This is a genomic window from Pantoea leporis (assembly GCF_028048155.1).
GTDB classification, from domain to species: Bacteria; Pseudomonadota; Gammaproteobacteria; order Enterobacterales; family Enterobacteriaceae; genus Pantoea; species Pantoea leporis.
On the sequence record NZ_JALMEU010000001.1, the window covers coordinates 894,444 to 916,711 of the forward strand.

General features: G+C 54.4%; 23 protein-coding genes and 2 tRNA genes. 15 read left to right on the forward strand and 10 right to left on the reverse strand.

Annotated elements, in window-relative coordinates; genetic code table 11:
- The first annotated feature begins 6 nt into the window (after positions 1-6).
- Positions 7-1,332, forward strand: a complete 1,326-nt coding sequence (gene rutG / locus MWH02_RS04260; RefSeq protein WP_271459959.1) for a pyrimidine utilization transport protein G — start codon at positions 7-9, stop codon at positions 1,330-1,332.
- Here the strand turns inward: rutG and MWH02_RS04265 are convergent.
- A complete protein-coding gene (locus tag MWH02_RS04265) occupies positions 1,329-2,243 on the reverse strand; it encodes a DMT family transporter (RefSeq protein WP_008109428.1) in 915 nt (304 codons plus the stop codon). The genes rutG and MWH02_RS04265 overlap by 4 nt on opposite strands.
- A 109-nt stretch (positions 2,244-2,352) precedes the next feature.
- The gene (locus MWH02_RS04270) at positions 2,353-2,517 is read right to left on the reverse strand and encodes a con-10 family general stress protein (protein ID WP_061717065.1); all 165 of its coding nucleotides are present in this window, start codon (positions 2,515-2,517) and stop codon (positions 2,353-2,355) included.
- Between the two features lie 297 nt (positions 2,518-2,814).
- Here MWH02_RS04270 and wrbA point away from each other — a divergent pair, with 297 nt between their 5' ends.
- The 3 genes from wrbA to MWH02_RS04285 are packed head-to-tail and all read left to right on the forward strand — an operon-like array spanning position 2,815 to position 5,096.
- Entirely contained in the window at positions 2,815-3,414 is a 600-nt protein-coding gene (wrbA, locus tag MWH02_RS04275) for an NAD(P)H:quinone oxidoreductase (protein WP_101760909.1), read from the forward strand.
- A 21-nt stretch (positions 3,415-3,435) separates the two neighbouring features.
- Complete coding sequence (locus tag MWH02_RS04280) at positions 3,436-3,666, forward strand: YccJ family protein (RefSeq protein WP_007887329.1); 231 nt, start codon at positions 3,436-3,438, stop codon at positions 3,664-3,666.
- 56 nt (positions 3,667-3,722) lie between these two features.
- Positions 3,723-5,096, forward strand: a complete 1,374-nt coding sequence (locus tag MWH02_RS04285; protein WP_101760910.1) for an NAD-dependent succinate-semialdehyde dehydrogenase — start codon at positions 3,723-3,725, stop codon at positions 5,094-5,096.
- A gap of 48 nt (positions 5,097-5,144) precedes the next feature.
- Here MWH02_RS04285 and agp read toward each other — a convergent pair whose 3' ends face one another.
- The 3 genes from agp to MWH02_RS04300 form a co-directional block, all read right to left on the reverse strand.
- Complete coding sequence (gene agp, locus MWH02_RS04290; protein WP_271459960.1) at positions 5,145-6,749, reverse strand: bifunctional glucose-1-phosphatase/inositol phosphatase; 1,605 nt, start codon at positions 6,747-6,749, stop codon at positions 5,145-5,147.
- A gap of 257 nt (positions 6,750-7,006) precedes the next feature.
- Positions 7,007-7,094: transfer RNA gene (locus MWH02_RS04295), tRNA-Ser, on the reverse strand.
- Between the two features lie 36 nt (positions 7,095-7,130).
- Positions 7,131-7,218 (reverse strand) — tRNA-Ser (locus tag MWH02_RS04300).
- 222 nt (positions 7,219-7,440) lie between these two features.
- Here MWH02_RS04300 and yccA point away from each other — a divergent pair.
- Both yccA and tusE read left to right on the forward strand, forming a co-directional pair.
- Entirely contained in the window at positions 7,441-8,094 is a 654-nt protein-coding gene (gene yccA, locus MWH02_RS04305; RefSeq protein WP_007887332.1) for an FtsH protease modulator YccA, read from the forward strand.
- Between the two features lie 98 nt (positions 8,095-8,192).
- Positions 8,193-8,519 carry a sulfurtransferase TusE gene (gene tusE, locus MWH02_RS04310; protein WP_101761038.1) on the forward strand — a complete coding sequence of 109 codons (327 nt, stop codon included), beginning with the start codon at positions 8,193-8,195 and terminating at the stop codon, positions 8,517-8,519.
- Here the strand turns inward: tusE and yccX are convergent, their stop codons facing one another.
- Positions 8,520-8,798: an acylphosphatase gene (gene yccX / locus MWH02_RS04315; protein ID WP_101760913.1), complete on the reverse strand. Its 279-nt coding sequence runs from the start codon at positions 8,796-8,798 to the stop codon at positions 8,520-8,522.
- 85 nt (positions 8,799-8,883) lie between these two features.
- Here yccX and rlmI point away from each other — a divergent pair, with 85 nt between their 5' ends.
- Positions 8,884-10,074 (forward strand): 23S rRNA (cytosine(1962)-C(5))-methyltransferase RlmI, encoded by a 1,191-nt coding sequence (rlmI, locus tag MWH02_RS04320; RefSeq protein ID WP_271459961.1) that lies wholly within the window; start codon positions 8,884-8,886, stop codon positions 10,072-10,074.
- Positions 10,075-10,133: 59 nt separating this feature from the next.
- Positions 10,134-10,451 carry a heat shock protein HspQ gene (hspQ, locus tag MWH02_RS04325; protein ID WP_008101422.1) on the forward strand — a complete coding sequence of 106 codons (318 nt, stop codon included), beginning with the start codon at positions 10,134-10,136 and terminating at the stop codon, positions 10,449-10,451.
- Between the two features lie 31 nt (positions 10,452-10,482).
- Here the strand turns inward: hspQ and MWH02_RS04330 are convergent, their stop codons facing one another.
- Positions 10,483-10,896: a CoA-binding protein gene (locus tag MWH02_RS04330; RefSeq protein WP_101760915.1), complete on the reverse strand. Its 414-nt coding sequence runs from the start codon at positions 10,894-10,896 to the stop codon at positions 10,483-10,485.
- Positions 10,897-11,073: 177 nt separating this feature from the next.
- Here MWH02_RS04330 and MWH02_RS04335 point away from each other — a divergent pair, with 177 nt between their 5' ends.
- Complete coding sequence (locus tag MWH02_RS04335; RefSeq protein WP_271459962.1) at positions 11,074-11,700, forward strand: YccT family protein; 627 nt, start codon at positions 11,074-11,076, stop codon at positions 11,698-11,700.
- Positions 11,701-11,768: 68 nt separating this feature from the next.
- Complete coding sequence (locus tag MWH02_RS04340) at positions 11,769-12,230, forward strand: methylglyoxal synthase (protein WP_101760917.1); 462 nt, start codon at positions 11,769-11,771, stop codon at positions 12,228-12,230.
- Between the two features lie 3 nt (positions 12,231-12,233).
- Here MWH02_RS04340 and helD read toward each other — a convergent pair whose 3' ends face one another.
- Entirely contained in the window at positions 12,234-14,288 is a 2,055-nt protein-coding gene (gene helD / locus MWH02_RS04345; protein WP_192413825.1) for a DNA helicase IV, read from the reverse strand.
- A gap of 123 nt (positions 14,289-14,411) precedes the next feature.
- Here helD and MWH02_RS04350 point away from each other — a divergent pair, with 123 nt between their 5' ends.
- Together MWH02_RS04350 and yccS are read left to right on the forward strand one after the other, a co-directional pair.
- Positions 14,412-14,855: a YccF domain-containing protein gene (locus MWH02_RS04350; RefSeq protein ID WP_137385518.1), complete on the forward strand. Its 444-nt coding sequence runs from the start codon at positions 14,412-14,414 to the stop codon at positions 14,853-14,855.
- A gap of 9 nt (positions 14,856-14,864) precedes the next feature.
- Positions 14,865-17,003 carry a YccS family putative transporter gene (yccS, locus tag MWH02_RS04355; RefSeq protein ID WP_110865869.1) on the forward strand — a complete coding sequence of 713 codons (2,139 nt, stop codon included), beginning with the start codon at positions 14,865-14,867 and terminating at the stop codon, positions 17,001-17,003.
- Here yccS and MWH02_RS04360 read toward each other — a convergent pair.
- Positions 17,000-17,629 carry a TfoX/Sxy family DNA transformation protein gene (locus MWH02_RS04360; protein WP_101760920.1) on the reverse strand — a complete coding sequence of 210 codons (630 nt, stop codon included), beginning with the start codon at positions 17,627-17,629 and terminating at the stop codon, positions 17,000-17,002. The two genes, yccS and MWH02_RS04360, sit on opposite strands and share 4 nt — an antisense overlap.
- A 222-nt stretch (positions 17,630-17,851) precedes the next feature.
- Here MWH02_RS04360 and sulA point away from each other — a divergent pair, with 222 nt between their 5' ends.
- Both sulA and ompA read left to right on the forward strand, forming a co-directional pair.
- Positions 17,852-18,343, forward strand: a complete 492-nt coding sequence (gene sulA, locus MWH02_RS04365) for an SOS-induced cell division inhibitor SulA (protein ID WP_101760921.1) — start codon at positions 17,852-17,854, stop codon at positions 18,341-18,343.
- 349 nt (positions 18,344-18,692) lie between these two features.
- Positions 18,693-19,760 carry a porin OmpA gene (gene ompA / locus MWH02_RS04370; RefSeq protein ID WP_192413827.1) on the forward strand — a complete coding sequence of 356 codons (1,068 nt, stop codon included), beginning with the start codon at positions 18,693-18,695 and terminating at the stop codon, positions 19,758-19,760.
- Positions 19,761-19,833: 73 nt separating this feature from the next.
- On the opposite strand, the gene matP is transcribed toward ompA, so the two are convergent.
- A complete protein-coding gene (gene matP / locus MWH02_RS04375; RefSeq protein WP_008101445.1) occupies positions 19,834-20,301 on the reverse strand; it encodes a macrodomain Ter protein MatP in 468 nt (155 codons plus the stop codon).
- A gap of 53 nt (positions 20,302-20,354) precedes the next feature.
- Here matP and MWH02_RS04380 point away from each other — a divergent pair, with 53 nt between their 5' ends.
- Positions 20,355-22,217 carry an AAA family ATPase gene (locus MWH02_RS04380; RefSeq protein WP_271459963.1) on the forward strand — a complete coding sequence of 621 codons (1,863 nt, stop codon included), beginning with the start codon at positions 20,355-20,357 and terminating at the stop codon, positions 22,215-22,217.
- Positions 22,218-22,268 lie beyond the last annotated feature (51 nt).

Consider the following 22,268-nt stretch of genomic DNA (forward strand, 5'->3'; position numbering starts at 1 on the left):
ATGACGATGGCGAGTTCCTGGTTCCCCCGCTGGCAGAAAAAGTCAGCCATGACCGATGATGGGCTGATTGCGCCGGACGAAACGCTGCCGTTTGCGCAGACGGTCGTGCTAGGCCTGCAGCATGCTGTGGCAATGTTTGGCGCAACGGTGCTGATGCCGTTGCTGATGGGACTGGACCCCAATCTGGCGATTCTGGTTTCGGGCATCGGTACGCTGCTGTTCTTCCTGGTCACCGGCGGGCGCGTACCCAGTTATCTCGGATCCAGCGCGGCGTTTGTCGGCGTAATCATCGCGATAACCGGCTTTAACGGTCAGGGACTCAACCCCAACCTGGCGCTGGCGCTGGGCGGCGTGATTGCCTGCGGCGCGCTCTATACGCTGATTGGCCTGATCGTGATGAAGGTCGGCACCGGCTGGATCGAGCGTCTGATGCCGCCGGTGGTCACGGGCGCGGTGGTGATGGCGATTGGTCTGAACCTGGCGCCAATTGCGGTGCACGGTGTATCCGGCTCGATGTTTGACAGCTGGATGGCGGTGATGACGGTGCTGTGCATTGGTCTGGTGGCGGTATTCACGCGCGGGATGATCCAGCGCCTGCTGATTCTGGTCGGCCTGATTGTCGCGTGGGCCATCTATGCACTGCTAACCAACGTGATGGGCTTCGGCAAACCGGTGGATTTCAGCGGCCTTGCCAACGCACCGTGGTTTGGCCTGCCGCACACCACCGCACCGATCTTTGATATGCAGGCCATCGTGATGATCGCGCCTGTGGCGATCATTCTGGTAGCGGAAAACCTCGGGCACATTAAAGCCGTGGCGGGCATGACCGGGCGCAATCTCGATCCCTGGATGGGCCGCGCCTTTGTCGGTGACGGTCTGGCAACCATGCTGTCGGGCTCAATCGGCGGCAGCGGTGTCACCACCTACGCGGAAAATATCGGTGTGATGGCGGTCACCAAAGTCTACTCAACGCTGGCCTTTGTGGCCGCCGCGGCGATCGCTTTGGTGCTTGGCTTCTCACCGAAATTTGGCGCGCTAATCCACACCATTCCCGGTCCGGTGATTGGTGGCGCATCGATTGTAGTATTTGGTTTGATTGCGGTGGCAGGCGCACGCATTTGGGTGCAGAACCATGTGGATTTCAATCAGAATGGCAATTTGATCATGGTGGCGACCACGCTGGTGCTGGGCGCCGGTGATTTTGCCCTGAAGATTGGCAGCTTCACCCTTGGCGGCATCGGCACCGCCACCTTTGGTGCCATCATCCTGAACGCGATTTTACAACGTCGCGGCGCCGCGCTGGCGAACGAGGCGGCACGGCAACACCCTTAAGGCTCGAGCGGTGCCTGATCGGGCACCGCTTTCTTGCGGCGTATACGCAGTTCGCTGACGATTACCCCACAAACAATCAAGGCCGCGCCCAGCAGCGCAGCAGCAGGTAGACGCTCGCCCGCCAAACGTCCTACCACGCCCGCCCACACCGGTTCACCGGCGTAAATCACCGTGGCACGCGTCGGTGAAACGCTGCGTTGCGCCCAGTTCATCGTCACCTGAATCAAGGCGCTGGCCGCGCCCAGACCCAACGCGCTCAGCAGCAACGGCGTTGACATGGCAGGAACCGATTCGCCATTCGGGATCATCAGAACAAAGGCGCAGGCCGATGCCACCATCAGCTGAATCAGCGTGACGCGGCGCACATCGACCTGTCCGGCATAACGGCTGATCAGGATGATCTCCGCCGCGATTGCCAGCGTGCTCAGTAAGGTGGCGATTTCACCGGCATTCAGCGTCAAACTGCCATCCTGCGGACCCGCCACCAGCACTAAACCGGTAAACGCCAGCAAAATGCCCAGCCACGCCATCAATCCCGGCGGACGGCGCAGGAATAACCATTGCAGCAGCGGCACCACCGGCACGTAGAGCGCGGTGATAAACGCCGACTGACTGCTGGAAATGGTTTGCATGCCCCAGGTTTGCAGACCGTAGCCGCCGGCAATCGACAGGCCAATCAGCGCCCCGGCTTTGATTTCCAGCCAAGTAACTTGCTTGAGATAACGACGGAAGAAAAAGGCCAGCAGCAGCGATGCCGTAGCAAAACGTAATCCCACAAAAAAGAACGGACCGGAATGGGCCATCGCCCGGTGTACCACCAAAAAAGTGCCACCCCAAACCATGGTAATAAATATGAGCACCAACTCCTGACGCGAAATACGCAGGCTGAGACGAGAAGAAGAAGCGGACATAACGCACCAGAATAATCAGTTGGCGGTCAGTTTGCTCAGAGAGCGGGGAAATTGCAATGCCTGTCACCGCCGGGCGAACCCGGCGGCCGGGGATTAACGGTCAGTCGCGCTATTTCTTGCCGCGGCTGCGTCCCCCTTTTTCACCGGCTACAGACGCGCGCTGTGGGTCGTTTCTAAAATTACCCCCGCTGTTTTTGCCGCCTTTGCGACCCGCTTCTGCGGCCCTTTCACGGTCCTCTGCGAAATTACCTGATCCTCCACGATGTTCGGCCATCATTTCCTCCACGGATTGAGCATCCAGATTAGGGGCTTATCACGATGCTGCCGTGAAAAGCCTGGCGGCGGATATTCCGCACACCTGATTAAATAATAGACACCGTAGCGGTGAGATCGGCCTGATATTCACAATTTGAAACAGATAATTCACTCATTTCACTGCGAAAAAGCAAATTTACCGCCGCGTTACAAGCAGTTAGCCGACACTTATTGGCACCTGCTTAACCTCTGTACAGCAGCCTGCGCAGGCTCTTCTATACTTTTGATTACTCACCACCCTCGCAGGATGAAAACCATGGCAAAGATTTTGGTGCTCTATTATTCGATGTACGGACATATTGAAACCATGGCGCAAGCCGTGGCCGACGGTGCAAAGAGCGTGAGCGGCGCGGAAGTTACAATATTGCGCGTGCCGGAAAGCATGGATGCCGAGCGTTTCGCCCAGGTTGGCGGCAAAGTGGATCAGGCCGCGCCTGAAGCGAAACCGGAAGATTTGCCGCAGTATGATGCCATCATCGTTGGCACACCCACACGCTTCGGCAACATGGCGGGGCAGATGCGTAACTTCTGGGATCGCACTGGCGGCTTGTGGGCTTCGGGCGCGCTGTACGGCAAAATCGCCAGCGTCTTTGCTTCCACCGGTACCGGCGGCGGCCAGGAGCAAACCATCACTTCCGTCTGGACCACCCTCGCCCATCACGGCATGGTGATTGTTCCCATCGGTTATGGCACTAAAGAACTCTTCGACATCTCCCACGTACGCGGCGGAACGCCCTACGGCGCCACCACGCTGGCGGGCGGAGATGGATCACGTCAACCTTCGGCGGAAGAACTGGATATTGCCCGTTTTCAGGGCCAACACGTCGCCGGACTGGCGGTAAAGCTACAGGGATAAAATCCACAACAGGAGACCTTCATGACAACAGAACAGTCGAAAGAGCATCACGTAGGCGAATGGGCATCACTGCGCCACACTTCACGCGAAATCGCTGAAGCCATTTTTGAGGTAGCCAACTACGACGAACGTTTAGCCGAGCAGATCTGGAGCCAGCAAGGCAGCGATGAAGTGCTGATTCGCGCCTTCAAAAAGACCGACCAGGATGTTCTGACCTGGGACGATAAAACGGTCGAGCGCAAAAACGTTTAAATTGCAGGCGGGCATTGTCCCGCCTTTGTTACCTTTACATCACCAAGGAGCCTTGTATGTCAGCCTATCAAAGTATCAATCCAGCCAATAACCAACTGCTAAAAGCGTGGAACGAGCACGATGATGCCTATGCACAACAGGCGCTGGAAACCGCAGATGCGCTTTATCATTCCGCGTGGAGTAAAGGCGATATTCAACCGCGTCTGCAGGTGCTGCACCGTTTGGCCGATTTGATTGACCAACGGGCCGAAGAGCTGGCGACCATCGCCAGTAAAGAGATGGGCAAACTGATTGGCCAGAGCCGTGGTGAAGTGAAAATCTGTTCGCAGATCGCCCGCTACTACGCTGAACATGCTGCGACATTTTTACAGCCGCAACCCTACGCCAGCGATGTGGGCGATGCCTGGCTTGAGTACCATCCGATTGGCGTGATCGTCGCGGTCGAGCCGTGGAACTTCCCTTACTATCAGCTGATGCGCGTGCTGGCGCCAAACCTGGCGCTCGGCAATCCGGTGCTGGCGAAACACGCCAATATCGTGCCGCACTGCGCCGATGTGTTTGAAAAGCTGGTAGAAGAAGCCGGTGCGCCAAAAGGCGCATGGACCAACCTGTTTATCTCCACCGATCAAGTCGCGGATTTGATTGCCGATCCGCGCGTGCAAGGCGTGGCGCTGACGGGTTCCGAACGCGCCGGTAGCGCCGTGGCGGAACAGGCCGGTAAACACTTGAAGAAATCGACGCTGGAGCTGGGCGGTAACGATGTGTTTGTGGTGCTGGACGATGCCGATATCGATGAAGCGGTACGTCAGGGTGCGCAAGCTCGTCTCAGTAACTGCGGCCAGGTCTGTACCGCCGCCAAGCGCTTTATTTTGCATGAGAAAATTGCCGATACGTTTATGGCCAAATTCAGCGCGGCTCTGCAATCTGCCACGCCGGGCGATCCGCTTGATGAGAAAACCACGCTTGGCCCGCTCTCTTCAAAAGATGCGCGCGATCGTTTAGTGAAGCAGGTTGAGGAAGCGGTGCAAAATGGCGCGCGCGTGGAGTTTGGTGGACGCGCCATTGATGGCGTCGGCTGCTATTACCAGCCAACGGTGCTCACCGGTCTGACGCCAGACAATCCTGCTTACTATCAGGAGTTCTTTGGCCCGGTAGCACAGGTGTATGTGGTGGCGGACGATCGTGCCGCTGTGGCACTGGCGAATGATTCAAATTACGGCCTGGGCGGTTCAGTCTGGACCAAAGACATTGCGCGCGGCCGTAAGATGGCATCGCAGATTGAAACCGGCATGGTGTTTATCAATTCGCAGAGCGATACCTCCGCAGAGCTGCCGTTTGGTGGCGTGAAACGTTCCGGATACGGACGTGAGTTGTCGGATCTGGGGATTAAAGAGTTCGCCAACCAAAAACTGGTGGTCGTCGCCGGTTAACAGGCACAAAAAACCCCGCCGCGGCGGGGTTTTCTTTGAGCAGCAAACTCAGTTACTGGTCGCTGCTTTGGCCGGTTCTTCTGATTTGGCTGGCGTAGCATCGGCTTGCGCTTTCTGTGCCGCTGCCGCATCAGCCTTGGCTTTGTCATCCGCTGCTTTCTGGGCAGTGGCTTTCTCCGCTTTGGCTTTCTCGTCTGCCGCTTTCTGCGCGGCCGCTTTATCCGCCTTCACTTTCTCTTCAGCCGCTTTCGCGTCTGCAGCCTTCTGTGCTGCGGCTTTATCCGCTGCTGCTTTGTCTGCGGCTGCTTTATCCGCAGCAGTCTGATCGGCTTTCTGCTTAGCGTCATCTGCGGCTGGTGCTGCGGCCGCAGGTGCTGGCTGTTCTGCCGCAGCAGGCTGCAGTGGCGTACCTTGCAGAGCGCCATTCAATGCGCCGATGAATTGATCCCAGCTGCAGTAGCCGTTGGCATCCGTTTCGCAGCCCGCCAGTTGCAGCGTGACGCGCTTCGGTGGATTTTTCAGGCTCAGCACATCGGCATCGCGCAGTTGATCGGCCGTTTGATAGACGTACTCAATTTTCAGCAGATCTTTGTTGTTCTTCACATCGTGCCAGCGTTCGAATACTACCTGGCCGCCAATCGGTGTTTTCTCGTCGTTGCCCGGCAGTTCATAAGGCTTAACCTGCAGTGCGCTGAGTAAGGAGGCGATGTTGGAATCATGACCAACCATCAGCGTCACTTTTGGCGCGTTGGCTTTATCCTGATCGACTAACTGGCTGCGGATGTAATCCACCAGCGGTGCGGCCACTTCGCGCGCCACTTCAGGAGAGGCGAACAGCGCATCCTGATAACCGTTTTTGATCGACGCCAGCTCTTTCCACTGTTCAGGCGTTTTGATCTGGCCCCAGGCAACCTGATCGGCCGGGAAACCTTCGTAATATTGCAGCGTAAACGCATCCACCAGCGAGTTGCCGATTTTCAGCGGACCGCTTACGTTCGGCTCTTTACCGTTATCCGCGCTGAAAGTGTTATCGCCGCTGCTCAAATCACACTGCTTTTTGCCGTTACAGGCCGGGGCAGATTTGTAGTCGACGATTTTTTCCAGATGCTGGAAGGCAGGCTTCAGTGCCAGCTTTTCATTAGCCGCGGTCATGGCAGCCAGGGCTTTCTTGTTGAATTCATCGCTGCCGTCGGTGACGACCGGATTGAAGATCGGATCCATGGTGCCCATCGCATCCTGATGCGTGACCGCGATATCACAGCCAGGGAAGGCGCCAGTGATAAAGTACTGCGCGGTCGCCACGGTGCGCTGCAGGCTGTTGGCGTAGACAAAGATGTTGCTGCTGTCCGGGCAAGTCCCGTTCTGGACTAAGCCCTGCTGTGCCAGCCACTGACGGGTATAATTCCCCATGTAGACTTCCAGCACGCCACCTTTGGTGGTGAGCTCACCGCCCGCGACATCCCACTGCGGCCAGCTCTTTTTGGTGGATTGTTCCAGTACGCTGCCGTTGTTGGCGAGCGGCGCACGCAGGTTATGACGGCTTAACATCAGCACCTGCTGGAGTTGCATATCTCCATCCGCAGCATAGGCGGACATGCCCATCGGGAGCGCAGCGATGACTGACAACGCGCAAAGACTCAGTTTCTTGATCATTGTGCCTATTCCATAATTCATCAGTGAAACACTCTGGCTTTCAAACGATTAGCCCGCCAAAGAGCGAATTACCACACAGTGTAACTCAGCTTGCATCGGAAAATCGCCAGATGTTTGCAAAAAACCGTGCATGGAATATAGCAGTTAACGCGCGTGGCGTCGGGGAACGGCAGCAGATGGAAAAGCAACGCGATGTTTTTCGGAATTTATGAACGCAGAAAAGCAAAAAGCCCGCATTTCTGCGGGCTTCTTTAATATGGCGGAGGAACAGAGATTCGAACTCTGGGATGGTTTCCCATCGACGGTTTTCAAGACCGTTGCCTTAAGCCACTCGGCCATCCCTCCGGGGATTTTTTTGTTGCGTCACTCTGCAAGAGTGAATGGCGGAGGAGGAGAGATTCGAACTCTCGGATGGTTTCCCATCGACGGTTTTCAAGACCGTTGCCTTAAGCCACTCGGCCACCCCTCCGCAATGAGGCGCACTATAAACATCCCCCATAACGATGTAAAGCCTGCAATGAATCGTTCGGCTGAAAAACAGCCAAATTCTATTTTTTCGGCGTCAATTTCGCCATTCTGCTCAGCGAAACAGCAATTTATCGCGTAAAGATGGGTAAAACGCCTTTTCTGTCTTTCAGGCGCTGCGTATCCTCGTGCCATATTTGGTGTTTCTCTCTTTAAGGAGCGCATGATGGAAAGAATTTTTAGCTCGTCGCAGCAATCGTTAGTCAGCACCCACAAGGTGCTGCGCAATACTTATCTGTTACTTGGCTTTACGCTGGCCTTCTCGGCCGTCACCGCCACACTCAGCACCGTGTTTGCCTTGCCTTCACCGGGCCTGATTCTGATGCTGGTCGGCTTTTATGGCTTGATGTTCCTGACGCATAAACTGGCTAACAGCCCGGCAGGTATTCTGGCGGCCTTCGCTTTCACCGGCTTCCTCGGTTACTGCCTTGGTCCAATCCTGAGCTCGTTCCTCACTGCAGGCATGGGTGATGTGATCGCTATGGCGCTGGGCGGCACCGCGCTGGTGTTCTTCGGTTGCTCGGCCTACGTATTGACCACACGCCGCGATATGTCATTCCTGAGTGGCATGATGATGGCCGGCTTTGTCGTGCTGCTGGTGGCGGTGGTTGCTAATATCTTCCTGCAACTGCCTGCGCTGCATCTGGCGATTAGCGCCCTGTTCATCCTGTTCTCTGCGGGTGCCATCCTGTGGGAAACCAGCAACATCATTCACGGTGGTGAAACCAACTATATTCGCGCCACCGTAAGCCTGTATGTTTCGCTGTATAACATTTTTGTTAGCCTGTTGAGCCTGCTGGGCTTCGCTAACCGCGATTAAGCTGCCGCAAGAGTTATCAAACCCCGCTTCGGCGGGGTTTTTGCTTTTTATGGCCGGGCGAATTTACAATGTGTCGATTAACGCCATGAGGAATGACTGTGAATTTTGCTGGTAAAGAGATTGCCACCGATGCGGAAGGCTATCTGAAAAATAGCGCGGACTGGAGCGAACCGCTGGCTGCTGCCATCGCGGAGCAAGAAGCGATCGTGATGAGTGACGCGCATTGGGAAGTAGTGCACTTTGTGCGCAACTTTTACCAGGAATTTAATACCTCGCCGGCGGTGCGCATGCTGGTGAAAGCTATGGCGCAAAAGTATGGCGAGGAGAAAGGCAACAGCCGCTATCTGTTCCGTCTGTTCCCGGAAGGCCCGGCGAAGCAGGCGACCAAAATTGCCGGATTGCCAAAACCGGCGAAATGCTTGTAATCAGCCGGTGGTGAATCGGGTCGGCATCTCCCTGGGCTGATGCGGCTCCACCAGCACTTTATCTACCCGCGCGCTACGCGGCCCACCCGCTTTGAGCCAACTGATCAATGCATCGACCTGCTGCGCCTCACCGGACGCCAGCACTTCAACGCTGCCGTCCGCCAGATTGTGCGCATAACCGTTAAGATTTAACTCTCTGGCCTGCGCTTGGGTGTGGTAGCGAAACCCCACGCCCTGCACGATGCCGTGCACCCAAATTTTGCAGCATGTGGTAGCCATTGCGTTCTCCCATCGTCTTGCGTTGCAATTTGCCGCCATCCGCCGGAAAATGGCGCCTCATTTTTTCAGGTAAGCATAGCAAACTATGACCGTTCGATTGATTCTCACAAAGGGACGTGAAAAATCCCTGCTCCGCCGCCATCCGTGGGTGTTCTCTGGTGCCGTTGCACGTATGGAAGGTAAAGCCCAGTCTGGTGAAACCATTGATATCTGTGACTGCAATGGCAAATGGCTGGCTAGCGCCGCGTATTCTCCGCAATCACAAATTCGCGCACGCGTCTGGAGTTGGCAACAGGATGAGTCAATCGACATCACCTTCTTCGTGCGCCGCTTTGAGCAAGCCCAGCTGTGGCGTGACTGGCTGGCGAAACGTGATGGGCTGGACAGCTATCGTCTGATTGCCGGTGAGTCTGATGGCATGCCGGGCGTAACCATCGATCGCTTCGGCAACTTCCTGGTGATGCAGCTGTTGTCTGCAGGTGCCGAGTATCAGCGTCCGGCCATCGTCTCCGCCTTACAGCAGTGTTTCCCGGATTGCGCTATTTACGATCGCTCAGATGTGGCAGTGCGTAAAAAAGAGGGACTGGAGCTGGCGCAAGGGCCGGTTTCGGGTGAACTGCCGCCACCGCTGCTGCCGATTACTGAACACGGTATGAAGCTGCTGGTGGATATTCAGGGCGGTCATAAAACCGGCTATTACCTTGATCAGCGTGACAGCCGTTTTGCCACGCGTGGCTACTCAGATAATGCACGCGTGCTGAACTGCTTCTCTTACACCGGTGGTTTTGCGGTTTCTGCCTTGATGGGCGGCTGTCGTGAAGTGATTAGCGTTGATACTTCGCAAGACGCACTCGACGTGGCGAAACAGAACGTTGAACTCAATGGTCTGGATGTGTCGCGTGCCCAGTTTGTGCGTGACGATGTGTTCAAACTGCTGCGTCGTTATCGCGACAGCGGCGAAAAGTTCGACCTGATCGTCATGGATCCGCCGAAATTCGTAGAGAACAAGAACCAGTTGATGGGCGCGTGTCGCGGCTATAAAGATATCAATATGCTGGCCATTCAGCTGTTGAATCCCGGTGGCGTATTGCTGACCTTCTCCTGTTCTGGCCTGATGCCAACCGATTTGTTCCAGAAAATCATCGCTGATGCCGCCGTTGATGCCGGTCGTGATGTACAATTTATAGAGCAGTTCCGTCAGGCAGCCGACCATCCAGTGATCGCCAGCTATCCTGAAGGGCTTTATCTGAAAGGTTTTGCCTGCCGCGTGCTGTGACTTGAAAACGCTGTCCCTGCCTCCATATTGGTTACAGGGCAGTCTTTTGGGAGGTCACAATGATTACGACTAAATTTGGAATTGGACAGCAGGTCCGACATCGTCTCTCCGGGGTGCTCGGCGTTATCGTGGATGTCGATCCGGAGTTTTCGCTTGATGAGCCAGAAGTTGATGATGTCGCTGCCAGCGAAACGCTGCGCGCCGCGCCCTGGTATCATGTGGTGATGGAAGATGAAGAAGGCGATCAGGTGCATACCTATGTCGCTGAAGTTCAGCTGGCGGGGGAAACCTCCTTCGAACATCCCGAACAACCTTCAATGGATGAGCTGGCCGCGTCAATTCGGCAACAGCTGCAGGCACCCAGCCTGAGACATTAATCAAACGGCGACTCAGGTCGCCGTTTCTGTTTTAGTGCCTAATCCCCAGCCGAGGAATTTCAATTTTTGGACAGCGATCCATTATCACGGTCATACCCGCGTCTTGCGCCAGCACCGCCGCCTGCTCATTAATCACGCCCAGCTGTAACCACAACGTATCCGCACCAATGGCGATCGCTTCCTGCGCTACGCCCCATGCCGCTTCGGCATTGCGAAACACATCTACCATATCCACTTTTCCGGGTACATCCGCCAGCGTGGCATAGGCGGTTTGACCAAGAAGTTGCTGTCCCGCCAATTTAGGACTCACCGGAATCACCTCGTATCCCTGATCAAGTAAATATTTCATCACGCCATAGCTCGGGCGATCGGGGCGGTCGCTGGCGCCCACTAACGCGATACGTTTGGTTTTAGTCAGCACATCGCGAATCGTTTGATCATTCATCTTTTTTCTCCTGGTTCATTCGCTTAAGTGTAGATGGCATTGCGCATCAGGCTGCAACTGTTGGTCACCAGAACTTTGCGCAGCAGCACGAATAAATATGTAAAAATGTAAATTTACTGCCATAATGTAATACTTTGCTACACATAATCGATTTACCCCCTTCTGCCGGGAGTTGAAATGAAGCTGTCTTTAACTGCTACGGGTTTACTGCTGTTGCTCGTATCAGCCTCATGCCAGGCCATCACTCTCAAGCTCGATCCCGAGATCGAACTGCTGGTGCTGGACGGGCGTAAAATTTCTGGTTCGCTGCTGAAAGGCGCAGGCAGCCTTGAGCTGGATCGTGGGCAGCATCAGTTTCTGTTTCGTGTGGAAAAACCGGGCACTGACGCCGCGCACTTTCAATCCGTGCCGATGATTGTCACTTTCAGCGCCAATGCCCATTCGGTGGCAATTCGCTTGCCTGCGCTCACTAATCGTCGTGAACGTAGCACCTTCGACAAAACCCTCAACTTTCAACTGATTGATGAACGCGGCATAGAAATCACCAGCCTGCGCGACCATTTGCCGAAGCCAGGTGATAACGATTTCGAAAAGGCGATGGTGAATTATAATCGTGATGCCCACGCCGCTTCGGTTCCGCGTTTTGCCTTACATTCGCTGAGCGCCAGCGAGGCGCAGTTGAATCTGGATTACGCCTGGCAGGACGTTAGCGATCTTCCCTCTTTGCATGGCTGGTTCAAGCGTTTTGATGCCGCCACACGTCTGCGTTTTATTAGCTGGATGAAAACCTTACGCACAAGTTGATAGTGATGAAACGCCAGGGGTAAACTCCTGCATTAACACATAATGCATGAGAAGAAACAGGAAGTCCTATGGAGCAGACCGTTCGTACCCTTCAGGTTCAGAAACATATCGCCCTCGTTGCACACGATCACTGTAAAGCCTCGCTGCTGGAGTGGGTGCAAACCAACCAAAGCACGCTGCAACAGCATGTGTTGTACGCTACCGGCACCACCGGCAATCTGATTAATCGTCATACCGGATTGGATGTTAACGCCATGCTGAGCGGCCCGATGGGCGGCGATCAGCAAGTGGGTGCGTTGATTTCGGAAGGTAAAATTGATGTGCTGATTTTCTTCTGGGATCCGCTGAATGCGGTGCCGCACGATCCAGATGTCAAAGCGCTGCTGCGCCTCGCCACGGTGTGGAATATCCCGGTGGCCAATAACCGCACCACCGCAGATTTTATTATCCAGTCACCGAAGTTTGCCCAACAGATTGAGATTCAGATTCCAGACTATCAGCGTTATCTCGCCGAACGCCTGAAACCCTAATCATCAGGCCTTACGGCTTTGTGGCACACCTAATTCGCGCAGGTGCTCGACAAATACCGAAGGCCGATCTTTATCGAACATCAGCCACACCTGCTGGCGCGCACGCGTCATCGCCACATACGCCAGCCGTCGCTCCTCCGCATCCGGGAAATCTTCCGGCTGCGGCAGCAAACCCTCTTCCATGATGGATTCCCGCGCTTGTGCCGGGAAACCGTCGCGTCCCTGATGCAGCCCCAATACAATAACAAAATCCGCCTGTTGTCCTTTGCTGGCATGGATCGTCATGAAATCCAGCTTTAACTTTGGCCAGCGCGTTTTAGCTTTATCGAGGATTGCCGGCCGCAAATGGTGGTAACGCGCTAGCAGCAGTACGCGCTCTTCGGGTTTGGCATAACCGCTCAGTTTATCGAACAGCGCTTCCAGTTGATCCTGCGGCAGCAAAGTCACCGATTTTTTATTACCTTTGCACAAGCTGTTCAACGGCTTGCGCAGCTGATGCGGGTTCTGTTGTACAAAGCGATTGGCTATCTCACCAATACGATCGTTAAAGCGATAGGTGGTATCCAGCACGCAGCGATCGCCATCGCCGAAATAGTGATGGAACGCGGTGGTCAAACTCATTTCGGCACCGCTAAAGCGATAGATTGCCTGCCAGTCATCGCCCACCGCGTACAGGCTGGTTCGCTTGTTTTGCTGACGCAGCGCCGTCAGCAGTGCGGCTCGCTGCGGTGAGATGTCCTGAAACTCATCGACCAGAATATGCTTCCACGGGCTGATAAAACGCCCTTTCTCCAGAATGGCAATCGCCTGATGAATCAGCCCGGAGAAATCGACCGCGCCCTCCTCTTTCAGCGCGCTTTTCCATGCCTTTAACAGTGGCGCCATCAGTTTGACACGCTTGCTGAAATTATCGCGCTGCGCTTCTGCCACATCCGCGATCATTGCCGCCTGCGCGCCGCCGTGCATGCGCATCAAGCCCAGCCAGCGCTCCATGCGCGATGCGATGCGCTGCGCCAGTTTGTCATCTTGCCAAAAGGGACCTTCGGGAATCTCCCACTCCAGCTCATCCTGCAACCACTGACGCCAGCCGCTGGCCTGCGCTTTCTTGCTGTTGCACTGCTCACGCCAGGTCTCTATCAGCAACTGACGCCGCGCCTTGCTGTCGCTTTCCAGCTTGCTAATCACCGGTTGTTTGTTACTGCCTTCGCGGATGATATGCAGCGCCAATGCATGGAAGGTACGCGCCTGAATCGCGCTTTCACCAAGGCGCGTTTGAATACGGTCATTCATCTCTTCTGCCGCCTGACGACCAAACGCCAGCAACAGAATTTGATCCGCTTGCGCCAGCTTGCGTTTCAGTAGCCAACCGGCGCGCGCCACCAGCACCGAGGTTTTGCCACTGCCCGCGCCCGCCAGCACCAGCAGCGCGTCTTCGCCATTCACTACAGCTTCGCATTGCGATGGATTGAGCGGCGTGGTTTCAACGGTGGAGAAGAATTCGTGATAGTCGCTGAGGATCTTGCTGGTCCATTGGCGATTGCGTTGGCGGATCGCCGCTTCACCTTGCTCCAGCCATTGCTGGCAGAATTCCCAGCGCTCACGACAGTTATCAAACTCGGCAATACGCGCGAGAGGCAACGGCAAGGCAGAAAACTGGCGTGTAATGCTCTCTTTTACCGCGCTCAGCTCACTGCGTTTCAACCAGCGATCCTGCTGGGTGAAGGCGAGAATTTCCTGCTCCAGCGCGACCAGCACCTCCGCGCTCACCTCGCTCATCTCCTGGCTCCACTGCTGCCAGGCGTGCTGCAAATAGTGGAAAAAGCGCTGCGTTTCCTGCCATTCGGTGCCATGAAGGCGCACCACTTTCTCATCTGGCAGCAGAAACTCCAGTTCGCCCCATACCATGCCGCGTTTGCAGGCAATGTTGAGCAACTGGTTAAACGGAATCAGATATTCATGGCGATCGCCACTGACTTCCACGCCGGCGGCCAGCAAGCGCACCCGATTATAGGGATGCTGTGCCAGACGTTTACCCATTGATGTTGCTTTCAGTTCCATGTCCGCACCGTCATGTGGAATTCGATATCGCGCAGTTTACCTGTCAGACTCTTGGCGCTCCAGCCTTAAAACAGGCTAAACTTGGCGCCACATATTGCGGATTGCAAAAGGAAAAACACGTTTATGCGTACCGTACTTAATATTCTTAATTTCATTCTCGGCGGCTTTTTCACCACCCTCAGCTGGCTGTTTGCCACCCTGATGAGCATCGTGCTGATTTTTACGCTGCCGTTGACGCGTTCCTGCTGGGAAATCACCAAACTGTCTCTGCTGCCCTTTGGCAACGAAGCGGTGCATGTCGATGTGCTGCGCCCCGACAGTAAAAGCCATGTGATGAATACCGGCGGTACCTTCCTTAACATTTTCTGGCTGATACTGTTTGGCTGGTGGTTGTGTCTGGCGCATATCTCGGCCGGTATCGTGCAGTGTCTGACCATCATCGGCATTCCTGTTGGCATCGCCAACTTCAAAATTGCCGCAATTGCGCTGTGGCCGGTTGGCCGTCGCGTGGTCTCCGTTGAAGAAGCGCAGGCTGCGCGTGAAGCCAATGCGCGTCGCCGCTACTGAGGCCGTTCAATGATTCATGACGCCTTGCCAGGCTGGCGACGTTATCTGTTTAACAGCAGCCTGCGCTATTTGCTGCGCATCTTCTTTGCTTTGACCGGATGCGCGGCGGTGCCGTGGTGGCTACACCAAATCGAGTGGACCATTCCGCTGACGCTGGGCGTGGTCGCCGCGGCGCTGGCGGATCTCGACGATCGCTGGATTGGGCGTGTACGCAATCTTTTGATCACCCTGGTGTGTTTCTGTATTGCTTCGGTGTCGGTGGAACTGCTGTTCCCCCATCCGTGGGCGTTTGCTCTGGGTCTGGCGCTTTCCAGCTGGGGCTTTATTTTGCTCGGTGCGCTGGGACAGCGTTATGCCACCATCGCCTTTGGTGCGCTGCTGATTGCGGTTTATACCATGCTGGGCATCGGCTTGTTCCCGCAGTGGTGGATGCAGCCAGCGCTGCTGTTGATCGGTGCCCTTTGGTACAACTTGCTGACCTTTGTTGGTCATTTGATGTTTCCGGTGCGCCCGGTGCAGGAACAGCTGGCAGGCAGTTTTTCCCAGCTGGCGCGCTATCTTGAAGCCAAAGCAAACCTGTTTGATCCCGATGGCGGCGATCAGGATGACGCTACGCTGGTTGCCACGGCGATGGTCAACAGCCAGTTGGTGGCCCAGCTCAATCTCACTAAAAGCACTATTCAAAGTCGTTTGCGTGGCGACCGCGGTTCACGCAGCACGCGTCGCAGCCTGCACTACTATTTTGTCGCGCAGGATATCCATGAACGCGCCAGCTCCTCGCATCTGCAATATCATTTGCTGCGTGATAACTGGCGTTACAACGAAGTGCTGTTCCGTTTCCAGCGCCTGATGAACATGCAAGCGCGCGCGTGTCGGCAACTGGCGGAGACCATTTTGCTGCGTCAGCCGTGGCATCACGACAGCCATTTTGAACGCACCTTTGAACGGCTGGAAACCGCGCTGCAACGCCTTCAGCAGAACGAGCCGCAGGATCCACACATTCACGCACTGTTCTGGCTGCTGCGTAATCTGCGTGCCATTGATGCGCAACTGGCATCGATTGAGTCAGAGCAGATGCTGGCCGAACCGTCCCCGCAGAGCGATCACCATCTGTCACGCGAAGGGCTCAGCGGCTGGGCGGATATCCGCTTACGCCTGAGTCGCCATCTCAGCCCACAATCTGCCCTGTTCCGCCATGCAGTGCGTATGTCGCTGGTATTGTGTGTTGGCTACGCCTTTATTCAAATCACCGGCGTCGATCGCGGTTACTGGATCTTGCTGACCAGCCTGTTCGTCTGCCAGCCCAATTACAACGCCACCCGACGCCGCCTCGCCTTGCGTATCGGCGGTACCTTAGCCGGCATCGCCATCGGTTTGCCGGTCTTGTGGCTGGTGCCCTCGATTGAAGGTCAACTGGTGCTGATTGTGCTGAGCGGCGTGCTGTTCTTCGCATTCCGCCAGATTCAATATGCACAAGCCACGTTGTTTATCACCTTGCTGGTTCTGCTGTGCTTCAATTTGCTCGGCGAAGGCTTTGAAGTGGCGCTACCGCGCGTGGTGGATACCTTGCTTGGCTGTGGCCTGGCATGGCTAGCGGTGGCTTTTGTCTGGCCTGACTGGCGTTTTCGCAAAATCACCGCCGTTGCCGATCGAACATTGGATGCCAACTGCCGCTATCTGGATGCGATTATGGAGCAATACCATCAAGGCAAGGACAATCGCCTGGCTTATCGCGTGGCACGTCGCGATGCGCATAACGCCGATGCTGAGCTAGCGTCAGTGGTGTCAAACATCAGTGGTGAACTTAAGCTACAACAACCGTTACGTGAGAATGCGTTTCGACTGCTGTGTCTGAACCACTCCTTCCTCAGCTATATCTCGGCGCTGGGAGCGCATCGCGAACAGCTGGCAGATAGTACCTTGCTGACCTTACTGGATGACGCGGTCTGCTTCATAGAAGATGTGCTGCAGATCGATCAGGTTACGGATACGCAAGCCACAGAGATGCAGCAGGCGCTAATGCAGCGCATGAGCGAGATGAAAAACAGCCCGGATACACGCGCACCATTAGTGATTCAGCAATTGGGATTGTTGGTCGCGCTGCTGCCCGAAATTGCCCGTCTACGCCGCACCCTCGTCAACGATTAAGGCTGCTGATGCTCCGCCGCCGCATGCTGGCGGAGCATTTTTAAATACCAGGCATAGAGCTCTTGCCGGATGGCGCTGGGTAACGCCGCCTCATGATGTCCTGATATTGCACCTTCCAGCGCCAGCAGCGTTTTTAACCCAATGTGCTTATTCACCGCGCGTAGTTTCAGCCAGCTTTGTCGCGATCCTGTTTCACACAGCAACCGCACCGAACTGATCCCCACCTTATGCAGCATCAGCTCTAGTCGCAGGCTTAAATTCGGCAGATCTTTCAATCGCAGCGAGACAAGTCTGGTAGCCGCTTCCTCCTGTGCGGCGCGCAATGAGCTAGCCGATAACTGCAATAATTGTTCGGGGTTTTGCCATAACTGTGTATCTACTTTGAAGTAGCTTAAGGTCACCGGCACGCCACGCTTGCGGTAAATCAGCGGTTCGAGTGAACGCTGTGCGTTATAGACGTGAAGCGCCTCGCTGGCTCGGAGATAAAGCGCATCTTCATTGATATAAGCAAAAATCACCTTCTCAATAGTTAGCGCATACCCCCCAAATTGCGTACGTGATTCAATTTTACCTAATGCCGCCAACTGCGCTTTCGATTGCTCAACTACCGGGTTATATCTCTTCATAACGCCCCCTCCAATGGATTCCATGCGCGGGAAATTTCCTATAAAAGCTCGCAGATTCATCTGGTTAGAAGATAAAAAAAACGATTTAGCTGTTCAATGAATAAAAGCAGGAGTGCGGGATCTTGTGCAGAAATTGCGAGGCGTTTTCAGAAATTGAGGTTGATCTTTATTCAGGAAGCCATTACTGTACATCCATACAGTTCATTACTGAGTGATTAAATTATGCGTACTCATTTCTCTGGCCCTGCTGATCGTTCACATCGTTTCGCTTCACCTGGCTTAGCGCAACCTTCGCTGGGTGGAATCACTGAACTGCGCTCCAGCGAACAACCTGAAATGATGCAACTTATGCTGCTTCCGGTACTAAAACAGTTGAGCGAGCAATCGCGCTGGCAGCTGTGGCTCACTCCGGCTCATAAGCTAAATCGTAGCTGGATGCAGCAGTCGGGATTGCCGTTAGAAAAGAGTATGCATATCACCGAATCTGAGCGTTTTAACACCGTTGAAAGTATGGTGAAGGCATTACGTACAGGTAACTACAGCGTCGTGCTTGCCTGGATTCCGTACGAATTGAGTGATGAAGAGCGTTTAGAATTGGAACAAGCAGCGGCGGAAGGTGAAGCACTCGGTCTGATTTTGCGTCCACAGGGACGTCAATATGCTCATTCCAGACAACCTAATGCGTCAAAAATTCCCTCAGATTTGTTTCATTAAGTAAATCCAGGAATTTTCTCAGCATTTTTTTTGCAAAAGTTGCATCTAAGCTACTGATTCTTTTCCCGCCAGCTATGACAATGGCTTAGACGCTTTTTTGTTTTCTAATACCGAAGATTTAGCCATATGATTTGTTAAAATGTGTGTATAAATCGCTGTTTTTTTGCTGCCCGGCGTCACATCATACTTGTAAGTTTCCAATCTCGTTGTAGACTTTAGCTCGCCAGGGTGCTCAATAACCTCCGTTTTTTCGGTAGAGTCAAAAGCGAGCGTTTAGACCCGGCGAAGGATTAACACAAAGAGCAACCTTTTTGCTCATTGCCTATTTGGATGATAACGAGGCGCAAAAATGAAAAAGACAGCTATCGCAATTGCAGTGGCACTGGCTGGCTTCGCTACCGTAGCGCAGGCCGCACCTAAAGATAACACCTGGTACACCGGTGCTAAACTGGGCTGGTCTCAGTATCACGATACTGGTTACTACGGTAACGGTTACGCGAACAACGACGGTCCAACTCACGAATCTCAGCTGGGTGCTGGTGCTTTCCTGGGTTATCAGGCTAACCCGTACCTGGGCTTCGAGCTGGGCTACGACTGGTTGGGCCGTATGCCTAACAAAGGCGACACCATCAACGGCGCGTTCAAAGCACAAGGCGTTCAGCTGGCTGCTAAACTGAGCTACCCAATTACTGAAGACTTCGATGTCTACACCCGTCTGGGTGGTATGGTATGGCGTGCTGATTCAACTCAGAACAATAACGGCGTTCGCATCAGCGACCACGACACCGGCGTTTCTCCGCTGGCTGCTGTTGGTGTTGAATACGCACTGACCAAAAACTGGGCAACTCGCCTGGACTACCAGTGGGTTAACAACATCGGTGACGCAGGTACCGTTGGTGCACGTCCAGACAACAGCATGCTGAGCGTAGGCGTTTCTTACCGTTTCGGTCAGGATGAAGATGCAGCGCCAGTTGTAGCTCCAGCTCCAGCTCCAGCGCCAGTTGTTGAAACCAAGCGTTTCACCCTGAAGTCTGACGTTCTGTTCACCTTCAACAAATCTACTCTGAAGCCAGAAGGTCAGCAGGCTCTTGATCAGCTGTACAGCCAGCTGAGCTCAATGGATCCGAAAGACGGCTCTGTTGTAGTACTGGGCTTCACCGATCGCATCGGTTCAGAGCAGTACAACCAGAAACTGTCTGAGAAGCGCGCGCAATCTGTAGTTGATTACCTGGTATCTAAAGGTATCCCTTCTAACAAGATCTCTGCACGCGGTATGGGCGAATCCAACCCAGTTACTGGCAACACCTGTGACAGCGTGAAAGGCCGCAATGCCCTGATCGACTGCCTGGCGCCAGACCGTCGCGTTGAAATCGACGTGAAAGGTATCAAAGACGTTGTAACTCAGCCACAGGCTTAAGTTATCACGCAGTAAAAAACCCCGCTAAGGCGGGGTTTTTTTATGGCTGAATGTAATGAGAACGAAAAGGATTCTACTCTTTTTCCGAGCCACCATTTCCGAGGATCGCCTGCAGATCTTGCTTCAGCGTAGACATCTGGCTGGCGTACTTCTCTTTGCGTTCAGCATCTTCAATTAACTGAACTATGGTTTCTGACAGCGTATTACTGCGACGCTGCGCTAATCCTGCCAGACGCTGCCACACCAGATATTCCAGATCGATCGATTTCTTACGCGTGTGCTGATGCTCAGCATTAAAGTGACGTTTACGACGTGCACGTATTGTCTGCTTGAGACGATTCTCCAAATCTGGATGAATGTGCTGGGCGATCCACTCGTTAACCTCAACCGGGCTGTTTTCCATCGACAACAACGTATCGACCGCAGCTTGCGCCGCACTAAGCTCAAGATGACGGGTGATCAGTTCACCCTCCCGATGCTTTTTCACCAGGTATTTCCACTTCCATCCACTTTCAAGATTTTCGAGTTGCTGGTATTTCATCGGAATCTCATCGTGATCACGTAACAAACTAAGAATAACAGCTTTTTTCCTGGATGCAGCAAGGAAAAACATGTTGCAGCCGTCACAATCCGGGCCGGAACTCCGCCGTGATTAACCAGGTTGATTCCTGTATAATCGCGCTTTTCCTAAATCAGACTAATGCGAATATTTTGACCAGCACTCAAATTACGTGGCAAGCCCTGCAGCCGGATAGCGACCGCTACCAATCCATTTTCTCGAACGTCTCACTGGAAGATTGCGATAGTCTTGCCGCGGTTCAGCCGCGTCTGCTGAATGCGCTGGCGCATTTGCATCATCAAACCCTAGGTTTTCCGCTGCTGCTGTTACGCAGTCAGGAAAACAGCGATTACCTGGCCTGCATCGCCGAGGCGGCGCAACGTTTCCAGCCGGATGAGATTTCTCTTTACGGTGGCGACTATCATGTGATGGGCGATACCGTCAGTCTTCTACCGCCAACCGATATCAATCGCCCCTTCACCAGCCAGGGCGGCGTGCATTTCGCCGACTGGATTGAAGCTGAACAGTTGTTCGGTTGCGTACGTCAATATAAAGACCGTGTGCAGCCTGAACCGGGCTTACTGCATCGCGCCAATGGCGGTACGTTGATTCTTGCGGTCAACACTTTACTGGCACAGCCGCTGCTGTGGCTGCGTTTGCGTAAGTGTATTGAGCAAGGTCGCTTCGATTGGTATTCACAGGATGAGCGTCAACCATTGCCCGTCGCCATTCCCCCGCTACCGTTGCAACTGCGTCTGGTACTGTGTGGCGACCGTGATGCACTGGCGGCCTTCCAGGAAATGGACGTCGAAGTTCATGAGATGGCGCTGTATAGCGAATTCGAAGAGAGCTTACAAATTCTCGACGAAGATGACATGACGTCATGGTGCCAGTGGACGCTAACGCAAGCCGAACAAGCCGGATTAGCGCAGCCTGAAGCCGATTTCTGGCCATTGTTGATCACCGAAGCAGCACGCATGACCGGTGATCAAGACACGTTGCCGCTTTGCCCGCGCTGGCTGCGTCGCCAGCTGCAAGAAGCGGCGCTGCATGGCGACAGCATCAATGGCGAAGCATTGAAAGAAGCGCTGGAAGCGCGCCAATGGCGTGAAGGCTTCCTCGCCGATCGCATGCGTGATGAAATCCTGCTTAATCAGATCATGATTGAAACCGAAGGCGAAGTGGTTGGGCAAATTAACGGCCTTTCGGTGGTTGAGTTCCCAGGCCATCCGCGTCCATGGGGAGAACCTTCGCGCATTACCTGTGTGGTACATCCGGGCGATGGCGAGTTCACCGATGTGGAGCGCAAAGCCGAATTAGGTGGCAACATCCATGCGAAAGGCATGATGATTATGCAAGCCTACCTGATTGCCGAGCTGGAACTAGAGCAACAGCTGCCCTTCTCCGCTTCACTGGTGTTTGAACAATCCTATTCCGAAGTGGATGGCGACAGCGCCTCGCTGGCCGAACTCTGTGCGTTAATCAGTGCGCTGGCTAATCAGCCGGTTAACCAGCAGATTGCGGTGACCGGCTCAGTTGATCAGTTTGGTAACGTGCAGCCCGTCGGCGGCCTGAACGAAAAAATTGAAGGGTTCTTCCAAATCTGTCATTCACGTGAATTGACCGGCAAGCAAGGTGTCATTTTCCCTGCCAGTAACGCGCGCCATCTCAGTCTGAATCAGGATGTTGTGGAAGCGGTTAAGGCCGGACAATTCCATCTTTGGGCCATTGAGAGCGTAGATGAAGCGTTGCCGCTGCTGACCGGCATTGCCTGGCAGAGTGAAAGCGGCGAATCTCTGCTTAGTACCATTCAGGAACGTATTACCCAGCTGAACCAGCAGGAAGCTCGCCTGCGTCCGTGGCCACTACGTTGGCTCAACTGGTTCAACCACAGCTGATAACATTGCTCAGCGTACAACTGTTCGCTAATATTCGGGCTTCACTAAAAG

Coding starts and splice junctions, on each gene's coding strand:
- ompA (WP_192413827.1), top strand. CDS start 18,693: ATGAAAAAGACAGCTATCGCAATTGCAGTGGCACTGGCTGGCTTCGCT.
- MWH02_RS04350 (WP_137385518.1), top strand. CDS start 14,412: ATGCGTACCGTACTTAATATTCTTAATTTCATTCTCGGCGGCTTTTTC.
- yccS (WP_110865869.1), top strand. CDS start 14,865: ATGATTCATGACGCCTTGCCAGGCTGGCGACGTTATCTGTTTAACAGC.
- MWH02_RS04270 (WP_061717065.1), bottom strand. CDS start 2,517: ATGGCCGAACATCGTGGAGGATCAGGTAATTTCGCAGAGGACCGTGAA.
- MWH02_RS04340 (WP_101760917.1), top strand. CDS start 11,769: ATGGAGCAGACCGTTCGTACCCTTCAGGTTCAGAAACATATCGCCCTC.
- wrbA (WP_101760909.1), top strand. CDS start 2,815: ATGGCAAAGATTTTGGTGCTCTATTATTCGATGTACGGACATATTGAA.
- MWH02_RS04280 (WP_007887329.1), top strand. CDS start 3,436: ATGACAACAGAACAGTCGAAAGAGCATCACGTAGGCGAATGGGCATCA.
- agp (WP_271459960.1), bottom strand. CDS start 6,749: ATGATCAAGAAACTGAGTCTTTGCGCGTTGTCAGTCATCGCTGCGCTC.
- helD (WP_192413825.1), bottom strand. CDS start 14,288: ATGGAACTGAAAGCAACATCAATGGGTAAACGTCTGGCACAGCATCCC.
- MWH02_RS04360 (WP_101760920.1), bottom strand. CDS start 17,629: ATGAAGAGATATAACCCGGTAGTTGAGCAATCGAAAGCGCAGTTGGCG.
- sulA (WP_101760921.1), top strand. CDS start 17,852: ATGCGTACTCATTTCTCTGGCCCTGCTGATCGTTCACATCGTTTCGCT.
- MWH02_RS04380 (WP_271459963.1), top strand. CDS start 20,355: ATGCAGCAAGGAAAAACATGTTGCAGCCGTCACAATCCGGGCCGGAAC.
- hspQ (WP_008101422.1), top strand. CDS start 10,134: ATGATTACGACTAAATTTGGAATTGGACAGCAGGTCCGACATCGTCTC.
- MWH02_RS04330 (WP_101760915.1), bottom strand. CDS start 10,896: ATGAATGATCAAACGATTCGCGATGTGCTGACTAAAACCAAACGTATC.
- matP (WP_008101445.1), bottom strand. CDS start 20,301: ATGAAATACCAGCAACTCGAAAATCTTGAAAGTGGATGGAAGTGGAAA.
- MWH02_RS04285 (WP_101760910.1), top strand. CDS start 3,723: ATGTCAGCCTATCAAAGTATCAATCCAGCCAATAACCAACTGCTAAAA.
- MWH02_RS04335 (WP_271459962.1), top strand. CDS start 11,074: ATGAAGCTGTCTTTAACTGCTACGGGTTTACTGCTGTTGCTCGTATCA.
- rutG (WP_271459959.1), top strand. CDS start 7: ATGGCGAGTTCCTGGTTCCCCCGCTGGCAGAAAAAGTCAGCCATGACC.
- MWH02_RS04265 (WP_008109428.1), bottom strand. CDS start 2,243: ATGTCCGCTTCTTCTTCTCGTCTCAGCCTGCGTATTTCGCGTCAGGAG.
- yccA (WP_007887332.1), top strand. CDS start 7,441: ATGGAAAGAATTTTTAGCTCGTCGCAGCAATCGTTAGTCAGCACCCAC.
- yccX (WP_101760913.1), bottom strand. CDS start 8,798: ATGGCTACCACATGCTGCAAAATTTGGGTGCACGGCATCGTGCAGGGC.
- rlmI (WP_271459961.1), top strand. CDS start 8,884: ATGACCGTTCGATTGATTCTCACAAAGGGACGTGAAAAATCCCTGCTC.